The organism is Pseudomonas putida W15Oct28 (assembly GCF_000708715.2).
GTDB classification, from domain to species: Bacteria; Pseudomonadota; Gammaproteobacteria; order Pseudomonadales; family Pseudomonadaceae; genus Aquipseudomonas; species Aquipseudomonas putida_R.
The window spans coordinates 116,968-131,106 of sequence record NZ_JENB01000017.1 but is presented as its reverse complement, the minus strand read 5'-3'; the positions used below and the strand labels follow the sequence as shown (position 1 = coordinate 131,106).

The window sequence follows — 14,139 nt, the reverse complement described above, 5'->3', positions numbered from 1 at the left end:
CCCGCCAAGGGCTACGCGGCAATTGAAGAAGCCAGGCAGGATATGACCAGCTTCTTCATGAGATACAACCGAATCAGGCTCCACAGCTATAACAACTACCTGTCGCCAATAGCAATGGAGCAGCAGGCAGCTTGATCACCGTAATCGGTGTCCGGCAAAACTTGACCAGAACACCTTGTGTCGCGATGGGGCGCGCAGCGGCCCTGATTCCAGCAAACCAGGTCTACCTGAAGGACCGCATATGCTGATTCAGGGCCGCTGCGCGCCCCATCGCGACACAAGGCCGCTCCTACAAAGGTACGCGCCGTCTGGATGCATAGGGACAAGCATGTTCGACTGGAACGATCTGCGGTTTTTCCTCGAGTTGCAGCGCAGCGGCCGCCTGCTTACCGCCGCCAAGCGCCTCAACACTACCCACAGCACCGTAGCCCGGCATATCGAGAGCATCGAGCAAAGCCTGGGCACCGCGCTGTTCGTGCAGCATGCCCAAGGCTACGAGCTGACGCCCTCAGGCCAGGCCCTGCTCAAACACGCCGAAGCCATGGAAAACGTCGCGCTGCTGGCGCAGGAAGAAATCACCCAGGCCATCACCCCGCTGGGCAAGATTCGCCTGGGGGTAACCGAAGGCATTGGCATCATGTTCTTCACCCCGCGCATGAACGCGTTGTTCGAACGCTATCCGGGCCTGGAGGTGGAACTGGTGGCGGTGCCGCGCTTTGTCAGCATCCTCAACCGCGAAGCAGAGATCAGCATCCACCTGGAGCGGCCCAACGCCGACCTGCTGATCACCCGCAAGCTCACCGACTACCGCCTGGCGCTGTACGCCAGCCAGGGCTACCTGGACCGGGCACCGCCGTTGCGCAACCGTGAGGACCTGGCCAGGCACAACTGGATCGGCTACGTCGACGACCTGCTGTTCAGCCAGGAGCTGCTGTTTCTCAACAGTTTCTGCCGGGCACCGACCGTGGTGTTTCGCAGCACCAGCGTCATTGCCCAACAGGCTGCCGCCCGCGCCGGGCTGGGCATCGCCGTGCTGCCCAACTACATGGCTCACGACGACCCGACGCTGGTGCGCGTACTGCCTGGCGAGACCATTCAGCGCAGCTACTGGATCTGTACCCGCCGCGAGCTGCACAAGTCAGTACGCCTGCGGGTGGTGTGGGACTACCTGCTGGCGCTGTGCGCGGCAGAACAGGACGCGCTGCTAGCCCAATAGCGCCTTCCCGGCCAACAGCAATGCGGCCGCCCAACCCGCCACCGCAAACATCTGCTGCAAGCGCGGCCCGGCCAGCCTGGCCGCCAATGGCCGCGCCAGCAGCAAGCCGAGCACCGCGCCTGATGCGAACGGGGCTCCAACCTGCCAATGCATGACACCCGCCAAGCTGGCGCTGACCACACTGCCCGTGGACACCAGTGCGATCACCGCCAGCGAAGTGGAAACGATGCTGGCCATGCGCAGGTTGGTATAGCGGTTCAGCGCCGGGATGATGACGAAACCACCGCCAACCCCCAGCAGACCAGACAGCAACCCGGACAAGCCCCCGGTAAATGCCAGGGCACGCGCGCAGGGCAGGGTCCAGCGCAAGCGGCCTTGCAACGGGTTCAGCACACAGGGTTCGATGTAGCGATGGGCGTCATTGGCCTCACCGCGCAGTTCCTTGGCAGCCTTGCGCCAGATACGCAGGCAGGCGTACACCAGCACCCCGGCAAACACCAGCTGCAAGGGTGTATTCGGCAAGCGGTGCGCCAGCATCAGCCCGAACGGCGCCGCTGCTACGCCGATCAGCGCGATAAACAGCGCCGCCCGGTAACGCACCAGCCCCTGACGCAAGCCCAGCACTGCGCCAACCGCCGCCGCCATGCCTACGGCCAACAGGCCGACCGGTGCTGCCTCAACCATCGACAGCCCCAAGCCGAACACCAGCAAGGGCACGGCGAGAATGCCACCGCCTGCGCCGGTCAACGCCAGCACCGCGCCGATGATCGCGCCCAGGCCCGCCCCCAACAATTGATGTTCGATCACTGCCCACCCTCGGCGACCAGCTGTGGGCGCGCCAGCCACTCGCGGCCCTTGAGCATGCCTTGCCAGTACAATGGCGGCAGCGCTTGCGCCTTGAGCAACCAGGCCAGGCGCGTCGGTTTGCGGCCATCCAGCAACCAGTTGGGGAAGCTCGGTGCCAGCTTGCCGCCATAGGTGAACTCGGCCAGCACGATTTTGCCGCGCTCTACCGTCAGCGGGCACGAACCATAGCCATCGTACTGGGCGAGGGTGGGCAGCCGGCCCAGTGCCACCAGCACGTTGTTGGCCACGACCGGCGCCTGCTTGCGGGCCGCTGCGGCGGTCTTGGCATTGCTGGTATTGGCCACGTCGCCCAAGGCATGGATGTTGGTGTAATTGCGATGGCGCAGGGTATGCGGGTCGACATCGACCCAGCCGCCATTATCGGCCAACGGGCTTTCACGAATAAAAGCCGGCGCCACCTGTGGCGGTACCACGTGGAGCATGTCAAAAGGCTCAATGCGCGTTTCGCTGCTGCCATCGGGCAGGGTGCGCACGAAGGTGGCGCGCTTGTTCGGGCCGTCCACGGCGACCAGTCGGTGTGAGAAATGGAGGTCCACGGCGTATTTTTCGATGTACTTCATCAGCGCGGGCACGTAGTCCGCCACACCGAACAAGACTGCACCGGCATTGAAGAAGCTGGCTTTCACCGCGCCAAGATGGCCGTTGCGCAGCCAGTGGTCACAAGACAGGTACAGCGCCTTTTGCGGCGCGCCCGCACATTTGATCGGCATGGGCGGCTGGCTGAACACGGCGCGGCCTTGCTTGAGTTTCTGCACCAGCTCCCAGGTGTAGGGCGCGAGGTCGTAGCGGTAGTTGGAGGTGACACCGTTGCGGCCCAGGGTTTCACTGAGCCCATCGATGGCCGCCCAGTCCAGCGTGAGGCCAGGGCAGACGACCAGCTGTTCGTAGCTGATGGCGCGGCCGTCTTCAAGGATGACCAGCTGGCCCAGTGGGTCGAAACCCTGCACCCGCGCCTTGACCCAGCGCACACCGCGCGGAATGGTCGATGCCATGGTACGGGCGGTACTTGGTGCCTTGAACACACCGGCACCGACCATGGTCCAGCCGGGTTGGTAGTAATGCACGTCGGCGGGGTCGATCAAGGCAACGTCCAGCGACGGGTCACGGCTGATCAGGCTGGAAGCGGTGGCGATACCAGCGGCACCGGCACCGACGATGACGACTTTGTGGTGGTCGGTATTGGCAGGGGACAACAAGGCAGGCATGGCGGTAAATCCTGGAAATCTGATTATGGGGCAGGGCGCTTACAGCTTGTTCAGCGGTATTTTCAGATAGCTCACGCCGTTCTCTTCCGGCGCGGGGAGCTGGCCGCTACGCATGTTCACCTGCACCGAAGGCAGGATCAGCACGGGCATGTCGAGGGTCTTGTCACGGGCTTCGCGCATGGCGACAAAACTGTCTTCGTCGATGCCCTGGTGAATATGAATGTTGCTGGCGCGCTGCTCGGCCACGGTGGTGACGTACTGCATATCGCGGCCACCGGGTAGGTAGTCGTGGCACATGAACAGCCGGGTCTGGTCGGGGAAAGCCAGCAGACGACGGATCGAGCGATACAGGGTACGGGCATCGGCCCCTGGGAAGTCACAGCGGGCAGTGCCGTAGTCGGGCATGAACAGGGTGTCACCCACAAACACCGCGATCTCGCCGGCGTCTTCGATCATGAAACTCATGCACGCGGGTGTGTGCCCGGGCGTGTGCAGTGCCCGGGCGTGCAGGTTGCCGATACGGAACCCTTCCTCGTCTTCGAGCAGAACATCGAACTGGCTGCCATCACGGGCAAAGCCAGGCTCTGCATTGAACAAGGTGCCGAATACTTTCTGCACCTGGGTGATGTGCGCGCCGATAGCGGTATGGCCGCCCAGCTTTTCCTTCAGGTAGGCCGCCGCGGAAAGGTGGTCGGCGTGCACGTGGGTTTCCAGCACCCAACGCACGCTGGCATTCAGCTCGGTCACGCGTTCGATCAGGCGGTCCGCCGAAGCGCTGCAGGTGCGCCCAGACTTGGGGTCGTAATCCAGCACGCTGTCGATCAACGCGCATTGCCGGGTTTCACGGTCCATGACCAGGTAGCTGATGGTCGAGGTCGCCTTGTCGTAAAAGGCGTCCACGTGAAGGTTGTTGCCGATGATCATCACGTTCTCCAATTTATCCGCCCCGCCTTGTAAGGCGTAGGCAGTGACAGGAGGTTTATCAAGATGCATGCCAGGCTTTTTAGCGCGCCAGGGCCAATGAAACCGGCCCATGGCAGACAACTGGCAGCAATAGTGGCAGAGCTTGTGGCATTCGACTGTCAGCCAATGGCAGTGTTTGGCAGTCCTTGTTACCCTGCGCCGGTCATCCATACGGTGCCGTCATGTCTGAAGCCCATCCCCTCATCCTAGCTCTGGTTTCCTACCTTGAGCACGATGCCCTGCCAGCCATCGTGCTGGACACCGACTACAACATCCTGGCCGCCAATGCCGCCTACCGCCGCCAGTTCGGCCGCCATGACCAGGCCCCGCTGGGTGAGAAGTGCCACAAGGTCTCGCACCACTATGCCGTACCGTGCGACCAGGCCGGCGAGCATTGCCCCCTGCGCAAGGCGTGGGACAGCAAGGTGCCCGAGCGGGTGCTGCATGTTCATCACACACCACGCGGCCCCGAGCATGTGGATGTCGAGCTGCGCCCGATTCTGGATGAACAGGGCAGGGTGGTGGCCTTTGTCGAACGCCTGACCACCATCACCCTCGCGTCAGCGCAACCTCAGGAGCAGGGCCTGGTCGGCCGCGCCCCAGCCTTCAAGGCCGCATTGGCCAGCCTGCAACGTGCGGCGCCAGCGCAGATCCCGGTGCTGCTGCAAGGTGAGTCGGGTAGCGGTAAAGAACTGTTCGCCCGCGCGGTGCACATGGGCAGCCCCAGGGCCAACGGCCCGCTGGTGGTAGTCGACTGCACTGGCCTGACGGAGTCGTTGTTCGAAAGCGAGTTGTTCGGTTATGAGAAAGGCGCGTTCACCGGTGCCAATCAACGCAAGATCGGCCTGGCCGAGGCAGCCCATGGAGGCACCCTGTTCCTCGACGAAATTGGCGAAGTGCCGCTGGCGATGCAGGTGAAACTGCTGCGTCTGATCGAGTCCGGCAGCTTCCGCCCGGTGGGCAGCCTGCGCACGGTGCATTCGGATTTCCGCCTGGTATCGGCCACCCACAAGCCGCTCAAACAGATGGTTGCCGATGGCACCTTCCGTGAAGATCTGTATTACCGCATCAGCGGCTTCCCGATTCGCCTGCCGGCCTTGCGCGAGCGGGTGGAAGATCTGCCGCTGCTTGCGCAGAGCCTGCTGCAGCGTATGGGCGGCAAGCCAACGCCCAGGCTGAGTGACGATGCCTTGCAGCAACTTGGCTTGCATCCGTTTCCGGGCAATATCCGCGAGCTGCGCAACATACTGGAAAGGGCGCGGCTGTTTGCCGATGACGGGCTGATCCGACCAGAGCACTTGCCTGAAGATATCGGGCTGGCGGGGGCGATCAAGGCAGGCGGCCGTCGCAACAACCTGAGTGAGCTGGCGCAGGCGCTGGACCAGTTCAAGGGCTCGCGTAGCGAACTGGCCAGCCATCTTGGCATGAGTGAACGTACGCTGTATCGCCGCTTGAAGGCCCTTGGGCTGAACTGACGAATGTTGGCAAAGGCAAAATCTGTGGGAGCGGGCGTGCCCGCGAAGAATACGACGCGCTGCAGGGCACCGGCTGCGCCGGTGTTCGCGGGCACGCCCGCTCCCACAGGATAAAGCGGCGCTTGCCGAAGCCTTGTTCTATGCGCGACAGCGCCGCACAGCGGGCTGGGTAGTCTCCTACAGATCGTTCGCCTTCAGACCTTTACCGGACCTTTACCTCTGCCCTGACATTAAACGTAAAAAACCGTGGTCTGATTGGTTAACCGTACCCGGTACCCAGACAGTTACAGCCGGGCGTTAATATGCAGAGGACCGCATCAAATGAAGAAAACCCTAACCGTGATCTGCGCCGCGCTCATGCTCAGCGCACCGTTGGCCAGCTTCGCGCAGCCGGGCCCACCCGACCGGCATGATGATGGTCCATCGCACCAAGGCAACCCACCGCATGGTCAGCCGAAGCAGCAAGGCCGACATGACAACGGGCGAGCACCCGCTTACCGTAACCCGAACTTCCGACCGCAGCAGGGCATGCCGGTACCTCATCAACAGTGGCAGCGTGGGCATGCCGTTGACCCGCATTACCGTGGTGACCGTTACTGGGTGACCGACTGGAAAGCGCGCCACCTGTATGCGCCACCGCGCGACCACCGTTGGTTGTACGTGAACGGCGACTATGTGTTGATGTCGATCGCCAGTGGCAGGATCGTAAACATTCTTACCGGTTACTGATTTTTGCAGACACTAAAAAGCCCGCTGCTGCGGGCTTTTTAGTGTCTGTCGATTTACACCTGATCAGAAGTCCAGGTTCGACACCGACAGCGCGTTGCTTTCGATGAACTCACGACGCGGCTCGACTGCATCACCCATCAGGGTGTTGAAGATCTGGTCAGCAGCAATCGCATCCTCGATGGTGACCTTGAGCATACGGCGAACGGTCGGGTCCATGGTGGTTTCCCACAGCTGGTCCGGGTTCATCTCACCCAGCCCTTTGTATCGCTGGATGGTGTGGCGCTTGGTGGTCTCGTTCATCAGCCAGTCCAGGCCTTCCTTGAACTCGACGATTGCCTTGCGGCGTTCACCGCGCTGCACGTAAGCACCTTCACCCAACAGGGTCGACAGCTTGGCACCCACGTTGACGACCGTGCGGTAGTCATTGCTGCCGAAGAAGTCGCGGTTGAAGGTGATGTAGCTGGCCAGGCCGTGGGAGGTGATTTCCACTTCCGGCAGCCATACGTTGCGCTCTTTGTCTTCACGCAGGCTGGCGTTGTAAGCCAGGCCGGACTTCTGGCTGTTGTTCAGACGCTCTTGGAGCTGGGCCAGCCAGGCTTGCATCACCGCGTGGTCACCCAACTGTTCCAGGGTCACCTCAGGCAGGTAGATGAAGTGCTCGGTCAGCTCTTCCGGGTACAAGCGAGACAGGCGCTTGAGCGTCTTCATGACAGAACGGAATTCGTTCACCAGCGCTTCCAGCTGCACACCGGAAACCGCTGGCGCCGACTCGTCCAGGTGCAGGCTTGCGTCTTCCAGGGCCGACTGGGTCATGTACTCTTCCATGGCCTCGTCGTCCTTGATGTACTGCTCCTGCTTACCTTTCTTCACCTTGTACAGTGGCGGCTGGGCAATGTAGATGTAGCCACGCTCGACCAGTTCCGGCAACTGACGGAAGAAGAAAGTCAGCAGCAGGGTACGGATGTGCGAACCGTCAACGTCAGCATCGGTCATGATGATGATGTTGTGATAACGCAGCTTGTCGATGTTGTACTCTTCGCGACCGATACCGCAGCCAAGCGCAGTGATCAGCGTGCCCACTTCCTGGGACGAGATCATCTTGTCGAAGCGTGCTTTCTCGACGTTGAGGATCTTACCCTTCAGCGGCAAGATCGCCTGGGTACGACGGTTACGACCTTGCTTGGCCGAGCCACCTGCGGAGTCACCCTCCACCAGGTACAGTTCGGAAAGGGCAGGGTCCTTCTCCTGGCAGTCCGCCAGTTTGCCTGGCAGGCCGGCGATATCCAGCGCACCTTTGCGGCGCGTCATCTCACGGGCTTTACGTGCTGCTTCACGCGCACGAGCGGCGTCGATCATCTTGCCAACGACGGCCTTGGCCTCGTTCGGGTTTTCCAGCAGGAAGTCGGAGAAGTACTTGTTCATCTCCTGTTCCACGGCGGTTTTCACCTCCGAGGAGACCAGTTTGTCTTTGGTCTGCGAGCTGAACTTGGGGTCCGGTACCTTCACCGAGATGATCGCGGTCAGGCCTTCACGGGCGTCGTCACCCGTGGTCGCCACCTTGTTCTTCTTCGCCAGGCCTTCCTGTTCGATGTAGCTGTTCAGGCTACGGGTCAGCGAAGAACGGAAGCCCACCAGGTGAGTACCGCCGTCACGCTGCGGAATGTTGTTGGTGAAGCACAGCAGGTTTTCGTTGAAGCTGTCGTTCCACTGCAGAGCAACTTCCACGCCCACGCCATCTTCACGCTGAACGTTGAAGTGGAACACTTGAGTGTTGACTGGCGTCTTGTTGGTGTTCAGGTACTCGACGAACGCACGCAGGCCGCCTTCGTACTTGAAGAACTCTTCCTTACCGCTGCGCTCATCCTTCAGCAGAATGCCAACGCCCGAGTTGAGGAACGACAGCTCGCGAATACGCTTGGCCAGGATGTCCCAGCTGAAGTGAATATTCTTGAAGGTTTCAGCCGACGGCTTGAAGTGGATGTGGGTACCGGTGGTTTCGCTTTCACCGACAACCGCCATCGGCGCTTGTGGTACGCCGTGAACGTAGGTCTGTTCCCAGATCTTGCCGCTACGGCGAACGGTCAGCACGAGCTTCTCGGACAGGGCGTTCACAACAGAAACACCTACGCCGTGCAGGCCGCCGGATACCTTGTAGGAGTTATCGTCGAACTTACCGCCGGCGTGCAGTACGGTCATGATGACCTCGGCTGCGGAAACGCCTTCTTCTTTATGCACGTCGACCGGAATGCCGCGACCGTTGTCGCGCACACTGATGGACTCGTCCGTGTGGATGATGACGGTGATGTCATCACAGTGACCGGCGAGGGCTTCGTCGATCGAGTTGTCGACCACCTCGAAGACCATGTGGTGCAGGCCGCTACCATCATCGGTGTCGCCAATGTACATGCCGGGACGCTTGCGTACGGCATCCAAACCTTTCAGCACCTTGATGCTGGAGGAGTCGTACGTTTGATTTTCGCTCATGCCTTCACTCCCGATGGTCGTGGGTCTGGGTGATACGGCCTTGTTCCACGTGGAACAAAGCAACTGGCGTTTCCGTCTGCCAGCCTTCCCTCAGTAATTCGTGATCTACACAGGTGATGAACACCTGGCAGCGTAATTCTTCAAGCAAGCGGCACAGCGCGCGGCGATGCTTGTCGTCCAGTTCGGACGGCAAGTCATCCACGAGATAAATACAGTTACCGCGGCGAGCCTGGCTAACGAGGTGGCCCTGGGCAATGCGCAATGCGCACACCACCAGCTTTTGCTGACCACGCGACAGGATGTCGGCCGCGTTATTGGCAGCCAGACGAAGACGCAAATCAGCACGCTGCGGACCGGCCTGGGTATGGCCCATCTGCTGATCGCGAAGGAGAGAGGATGCGAGTACTTCTTGCAGTTCCCGGTCCTTGTCCCAGCCTCGGTAGTAGCTCAGGGTCAACCCGTCCAGCTCGACCAGTTCGCTCAGGGTTCGCTCGAAGACAGGCTTCAAGGCCTTGATGTAGTTGCGACGGTATTCATCTATTTCCGCGCTGGCCAGGCACAATTCCCGGTCCCAGGCGGCTTGCGAAGCTGCGTCAAGTGTACCATGACGCAACCATGAGTTCCGCTGCCGCAGCGCCTTCTGCAGCCGTTGCCAGGCAGGCAGGAAACGAGGTTCCACGTGGAACACACCCCAATCGAGGAACTGGCGGCGTATTTTCGGGGCACCTTCCAGCAGCCGGAAACTGTCTGGGTTGATGAGCTGCAGTGGCAGTAATTCTGCCAGCTGGGCGGCGCTACGCGCGTTTTGCCCATCGATGCGTATGGTGAAATCTCCCTGCCGCTCTCGGGACACACCCAGGTTGCTGGTGCCACCTTCGGCCAACTGCACTTCGCCGAACACGGTACAGGCAGGCTGCTCGTACTGGATGACCGGGTTCAGGCGGGTGCTGCGAAATGACCGCGCCAGCCCGAGCAAGTGCACAGCTTCAAGCACGCTGGTCTTGCCACTGCCGTTGGCGCCGTAAAGGATGTTGATGCGGGGGGAGGGCGAGAGTGTCACCGGGTGCAAGTTGCGCACCGCGGTGACCATGATCCGTCGAAGGGACATTTCGCCTGCTACAGGTTACAGGCGCATCGGCATGACAACGTAGGAAGAGTCGTCATTGCCGGCTTCCTGCAGCAGGGCACTGCTGTTGGAATCGGACAGGATCAGACGAACTTGCTCGGTAGTCATCACGCCCAGCACGTCTAGCAGGTAGCTGACGTTAAAGCCGATTTCCAGCGAGCTACCTTCGTAGTCCACGCTGATCTCTTCTTCCGCTTCTTCCTGCTCGGGGTTGTTGGCCTGGATCTTCAGTTGGCCAGCAGCCAGTTGCAGGCGAATACCGCGGTACTTTTCGTTGGAAAGAATCGCAGTCCGGCTGAAGGCTTCACGCAGCGCCTGGCGGTCACCGACCACCAGCTTGTCGCCGCCCTTGGGCAGTACACGCTCGTAGTCCGGGAACTTGCCATCCACCAGCTTGGAGGTGAAGGTGAATTCACCGGTAGTGGCGCGAATGTGGTGCTGGCCCAGGACGATGCTGACCATGCCTTCCGGGTCGGTCAGCAGGCGCGCCAGCTCCAGGATACCTTTGCGTGGCACGATGACCTGGTGGCGATCTTCCTGCTCGATCGGTGCGGTCATGGAGCACAGCGCCAGGCGGTGACCATCGGTGGAAACCGCGCGCAGGGTGTTACGGGAAACCTCCAGCAGCATGCCGTTGAGGTAGTAGCGCACATCCTGCTGGGCCATGGCGAAGCTGGTGCGCTCGATCAGACGGCGCAGCTTGCTCTGTTCCAGGTTGCAGGTCAGCGAACCTGGGCCTTCTTCCACAGTCGGGAAGTCATTGGCTGGCAGGGTCGACAGGGTGAAGCGGCTGCGGCCGGCCTTCACCAACAGTTTCTGCTCGTCGACCTTGATATCGATCAGGGCGTCGTTCGGCAGGCTTTTGCAGATGTCCATCAGCTTGCGCGCCGGCACAGTGATTTCGCCAGGCTCGGCCGGCTCTTCCAGTTGTACGCGGCCTACCAGTTCGACTTCCAGGTCGGTACCGGTCAACGACAGTTGCTGGCCTTGCACGACCAGCAATACGTTGGACAGGACCGGCAAGGTCTGACGGCGCTCTACGACACCGGCGACCAGTTGCAGGGGTTTCAACAGGGCTTCGCGTTGAATGGTGAAATGCATGGTCTAGTCCCTTGCCTTCAAATAGCTGCGCAGACGGCCATCAGGTCGTCAGCGTCCGCAGCAGGTTCTTGTAGTCCTCGCGGATGTCCGCGTCGGATTCCTTCAATTCGTTGATCTTGCGGCAGGCGTGCAGCACGGTCGTGTGGTCGCGACCACCAAACATGTCGCCGATTTCCGGCAGGCTGTGGTTGGTCAGCTCCTTGGACAGGGCCATGGCCACCTGACGTGGACGCGCGACAGAACGCGAACGACGCTTGGACAATAGATCAGAGATCTTGATCTTGTAGTACTCGGCGACGGTTCGCTGAATGTTATCCACACTGACCAGTTTATCTTGCAGCGCCAGCAAGTCTTTCAGCGATTCACGGATCAGCTCGATGGTGATATCGCGGCCCATGAAGTGCGAGTGGGCAATCACCCGCTTCAGTGCACCTTCAAGCTCACGTACGTTGGAGCGAATGCGCTGGGCAATGAAGAAGGCCGCGTCATGGGGCAGCTCGACCTTGGCCTGGTCGGCCTTCTTCATAAGGATAGCTACGCGGGTTTCCAGTTCGGGTGGCTCTACAGCCACCGTCAGCCCCCAACCAAAGCGCGACTTCAGGCGCTCTTCCAGGCCTTCGATCTCCTTGGGGTAACGGTCAGAGGTAAGGATTACCTGCTGGCCGCCCTCAAGCAGGGCGTTGAAGGTGTGGAAAAACTCTTCCTGCGAGCGCTCTTTGCGGGCAAAAAACTGGATATCGTCGATCAGCAACGCATCCACCGAACGGTAGAAGCGCTTGAATTCGTTGATGGCGTTGAGCTGCAGCGCCTTGACCATGTCTGCGACGAAGCGCTCCGAGTGCAGGTACACAACCTTGGCATTCGGGTTCTTCTTCAGCAGGTGGTTACCCACAGCATGCATAAGGTGGGTTTTACCCAGGCCCACGCCGCCATACAGGAACAACGGGTTATAGCCATGCTTGGGGTTATCGGCCACCTGCCAGGCAGCCGCGCGCGCCAACTGGTTCGACTTACCTTCGACAAAGGTGTCGAAGGTGAAGGTGCGGTTCAGGTAGCTGGTGTGCTTGAGCGCTCCTTCCACCTGCACGGTGCGCTGTTCGGTCCGGGCATTGCTGGCTGGCGGCGAGACGGGCTCGGCCATGGCATCGAAGCTGTCACGCGAGGACGGCTCGGCCGGTTCATTGACCAGCACAGGCTCAGCGGCCGTTACCGCCACGGGCTCGACCGCTGCCGCTACCGGCAAAGGCCTTTGGGCCTGCGTCTGCGCCCGGGTCTGCGCGAGCGAAGCGGCCACGGCAGCGCTGACAGGCGCGTTGGGCGCGGCCCGTGGGGCCGAGCTGCGGCGGCTGCCTATTAATAAGGAAAGGGCAGGCGCAATGCCGCTGCCGTTTTCGCCCAACAGCTCGAGCAAGCGGCCCAGGTACTTTTCATTGACCCAATCGAGAACGAAACGGTTAGGCGCATAGACGCGCAACTCGTCGCCTTCGGCTTCGACCTGTAGCGGACGGATCCAGGTGTTGAATTGCTGGGCAGGCAGTTCATCGCGCAGAAGCTCCACGCACTGCTGCCAAAGTTCCACTGACACGGATATCCCCTGAGTTTGAAAGCCGGATGAGGCAAAAACAATCCGCCATTGTACCGGTCGAGCGTTCAGTTATCCACATGTGGACACGTTAGGAACCATGACAAAACAGCCATTTATCGCCCAAAACGGCTTTGCCGCACTGTGAATAAGCCCTGTGGATAAGCGCCCATGAGGGCTATGCACAACCCTGGGTCGTAGTCTGTTGATAACTCTCGTGTGGATAAGTGCCATTTTAATCCACAGCTTTCGACCACGATGAAAACAAGCGCAGCACCGGTTGAGAACAAAGTTGTAAAACTCTGTACAGCCCGTATTTTGTGGCCTGAAGAAGGTTATCCACAGAAGGTTATCCACCTAATATCTATAAGTTCTTCAGAAAAGCTTTTTATATGTCTCTTCTTTTTTTTCATGTTGTCCCCGATTCGTGTGTCCGATCAAGCACCCCCTCGTGGATGAACGAGCAGGCACCGTCCATCACACGCCCTATAGGGAAAGGCTGGTTGGAAATTGACCTATGGGCTTGCTTTCTCTAGAATCGCCGGTCTCTTAAAAAGGGGGCCATCCCGGCCCGTCGTCGACAAACCAGGTAACACGCCATGAAACGTACTTTCCAACCAAGCACCATCAAGCGCGCCCGCACCCACGGTTTCCGTGCCCGTATGGCTACCAAAAACGGCCGCGCCGTTCTGTCGCGTCGTCGTGCCAAAGGCCGTAAGCGTCTGGCCATTTGATTTTTCGGCACAGGTGGTGAGTCAGGACTTCAGTCGGGAAAAGCGACTGCTTACACCCCGACACTTCAAAGCGGTCTTCGACTCCCCAACCGGCAAGGTTCCAGGGAAAAACCTGCTGATCCTTGCTCGCGAGAACGGTCTCGATCACCCACGTCTCGGCCTGGTGATCGGCAAGAAGAGCGTCAAGCTCGCCGTTCAACGCAACCGCCTCAAGCGCTTGATGCGCGATTCCTTTCGTCTGAACCAGCAGTTGCTTGCCGGGTTGGACATCGTGATCGTCGCGCGCAAGGGATTGGGTGAGATAGAAAACCCGGAATTGCACCAACACTTTGGCAAGCTCTGGAAACGTCTGGCGCGCAGCCGGCCAACTCCAGCAGTCACCGCCAATTCCGCAGGGGTAGACAGTCAAGATGCGTAAACTGGCACTCGTTCCGATCCAGTTTTACCGTTACGCCATTAGTCCTCTGATGGCCAATCACTGTCGTTTTTTCCCCAGTTGCTCCTGTTACGCTTACGAAGCCATCGAAAACCATGGCGTCTGGCGTGGTGGGTGGCTGGCCGTTCGTCGCCTGGGGCGTTGTCATCCGTGGAATGACGGCGGTTTCGACCCCGTTCCACCCGCTCCTTCCTCCCGAACTTCTTCGATAGCCGAGTAAT

13 protein-coding genes are annotated in these 14,139 nt (G+C 60.3%); 6 read left to right on the top strand and 7 right to left on the bottom strand.

Features of this window, described 5'->3' with window-relative positions:
* The first annotated feature begins 328 nt into the window (after window positions 1-328).
* Entirely contained in the window at window positions 329-1,216 is an 888-nt protein-coding gene (locus tag AK81_RS14435) for a LysR family transcriptional regulator (protein ID WP_043199938.1), read from the top strand.
* On the opposite strand, the gene AK81_RS14430 is transcribed toward AK81_RS14435, so the two are convergent.
* The 3 genes from AK81_RS14430 to AK81_RS14420 are packed head-to-tail and all read right to left on the bottom strand — an operon-like array spanning window position 1,205 to window position 4,212.
* Window positions 1,205-2,023 carry a sulfite exporter TauE/SafE family protein gene (locus tag AK81_RS14430; protein ID WP_043199936.1) on the bottom strand — a complete coding sequence of 273 codons (819 nt, stop codon included), beginning with the start codon at window positions 2,021-2,023 and terminating at the stop codon, window positions 1,205-1,207. The two genes, AK81_RS14435 and AK81_RS14430, sit on opposite strands and share 12 nt — an antisense overlap.
* On the bottom strand, window positions 2,020-3,288 hold the full coding sequence (locus tag AK81_RS14425; protein ID WP_043199935.1) for an NAD(P)/FAD-dependent oxidoreductase: 1,269 nt from the start codon (window positions 3,286-3,288) through the stop codon (window positions 2,020-2,022). The genes AK81_RS14430 and AK81_RS14425 overlap by 4 nt, the downstream gene beginning before the upstream one ends.
* A 39-nt stretch (window positions 3,289-3,327) precedes the next feature.
* Complete coding sequence (locus tag AK81_RS14420) at window positions 3,328-4,212, bottom strand: MBL fold metallo-hydrolase (protein WP_043199934.1); 885 nt, start codon at window positions 4,210-4,212, stop codon at window positions 3,328-3,330.
* A 221-nt stretch (window positions 4,213-4,433) separates the two neighbouring features.
* Between AK81_RS14420 and AK81_RS14415 the strand changes: the two genes are divergently transcribed.
* Together AK81_RS14415 and AK81_RS14410 are read left to right on the top strand one after the other, a co-directional pair.
* The gene (locus AK81_RS14415; protein ID WP_043199933.1) at window positions 4,434-5,726 is read left to right on the top strand and encodes a sigma-54 interaction domain-containing protein; all 1,293 of its coding nucleotides are present in this window, start codon (window positions 4,434-4,436) and stop codon (window positions 5,724-5,726) included.
* Between the two features lie 321 nt (window positions 5,727-6,047).
* Window positions 6,048-6,455 carry an RcnB family protein gene (locus AK81_RS14410; RefSeq protein WP_043199931.1) on the top strand — a complete coding sequence of 136 codons (408 nt, stop codon included), beginning with the start codon at window positions 6,048-6,050 and terminating at the stop codon, window positions 6,453-6,455.
* A 63-nt stretch (window positions 6,456-6,518) separates the two neighbouring features.
* Here AK81_RS14410 and gyrB read toward each other — a convergent pair whose 3' ends face one another.
* The 4 genes from gyrB to dnaA are packed head-to-tail and all read right to left on the bottom strand — an operon-like array spanning window position 6,519 to window position 12,751.
* Entirely contained in the window at window positions 6,519-8,939 is a 2,421-nt protein-coding gene (gyrB, locus tag AK81_RS14405; protein ID WP_043199930.1) for a DNA topoisomerase (ATP-hydrolyzing) subunit B, read from the bottom strand.
* Between the two features lie 4 nt (window positions 8,940-8,943).
* On the bottom strand, window positions 8,944-10,047 hold the full coding sequence (recF, locus tag AK81_RS14400; RefSeq protein ID WP_043199928.1) for a DNA replication/repair protein RecF: 1,104 nt from the start codon (window positions 10,045-10,047) through the stop codon (window positions 8,944-8,946).
* A gap of 15 nt (window positions 10,048-10,062) precedes the next feature.
* A complete protein-coding gene (gene dnaN / locus AK81_RS14395) occupies window positions 10,063-11,166 on the bottom strand; it encodes a DNA polymerase III subunit beta (protein WP_016497344.1) in 1,104 nt (367 codons plus the stop codon).
* Window positions 11,167-11,206: 40 nt separating this feature from the next.
* A complete protein-coding gene (gene dnaA, locus AK81_RS14390) occupies window positions 11,207-12,751 on the bottom strand; it encodes a chromosomal replication initiator protein DnaA (RefSeq protein WP_043199927.1) in 1,545 nt (514 codons plus the stop codon).
* A gap of 596 nt (window positions 12,752-13,347) precedes the next feature.
* On the opposite strand from dnaA, the gene rpmH reads away from it, so the two are divergent.
* Genes rpmH through yidD form a run of 3 tightly spaced genes read left to right on the top strand, consistent with a single transcriptional unit; the run spans window position 13,348 to window position 14,138 of the window.
* Window positions 13,348-13,482: a 50S ribosomal protein L34 gene (gene rpmH / locus AK81_RS28300; protein WP_003253163.1), complete on the top strand. Its 135-nt coding sequence runs from the start codon at window positions 13,348-13,350 to the stop codon at window positions 13,480-13,482.
* 13 nt (window positions 13,483-13,495) lie between these two features.
* A complete protein-coding gene (rnpA, locus tag AK81_RS28295; RefSeq protein ID WP_003253166.1) occupies window positions 13,496-13,900 on the top strand; it encodes a ribonuclease P protein component in 405 nt (134 codons plus the stop codon).
* Window positions 13,893-14,138 (top strand): membrane protein insertion efficiency factor YidD, encoded by a 246-nt coding sequence (gene yidD, locus AK81_RS28290; protein WP_080642832.1) that lies wholly within the window; start codon window positions 13,893-13,895, stop codon window positions 14,136-14,138. Before rnpA ends, yidD begins: the two co-directional genes overlap by 8 nt.
* Window position 14,139: the final 1 nt, after the last annotated feature.

Coding starts and splice junctions, on each gene's coding strand:
- AK81_RS14435 (WP_043199938.1), top strand. CDS start 329: ATGTTCGACTGGAACGATCTGCGGTTTTTCCTCGAGTTGCAGCGCAGC.
- AK81_RS14425 (WP_043199935.1), bottom strand. CDS start 3,288: ATGCCTGCCTTGTTGTCCCCTGCCAATACCGACCACCACAAAGTCGTC.
- AK81_RS14420 (WP_043199934.1), bottom strand. CDS start 4,212: ATGATCATCGGCAACAACCTTCACGTGGACGCCTTTTACGACAAGGCG.
- AK81_RS14415 (WP_043199933.1), top strand. CDS start 4,434: ATGTCTGAAGCCCATCCCCTCATCCTAGCTCTGGTTTCCTACCTTGAG.
- AK81_RS14410 (WP_043199931.1), top strand. CDS start 6,048: ATGAAGAAAACCCTAACCGTGATCTGCGCCGCGCTCATGCTCAGCGCA.
- gyrB (WP_043199930.1), bottom strand. CDS start 8,939: ATGAGCGAAAATCAAACGTACGACTCCTCCAGCATCAAGGTGCTGAAA.
- recF (WP_043199928.1), bottom strand. CDS start 10,047: ATGTCCCTTCGACGGATCATGGTCACCGCGGTGCGCAACTTGCACCCG.
- dnaN (WP_016497344.1), bottom strand. CDS start 11,166: ATGCATTTCACCATTCAACGCGAAGCCCTGTTGAAACCCCTGCAACTG.
- rpmH (WP_003253163.1), top strand. CDS start 13,348: ATGAAACGTACTTTCCAACCAAGCACCATCAAGCGCGCCCGCACCCAC.
- yidD (WP_080642832.1), top strand. CDS start 13,893: ATGCGTAAACTGGCACTCGTTCCGATCCAGTTTTACCGTTACGCCATT.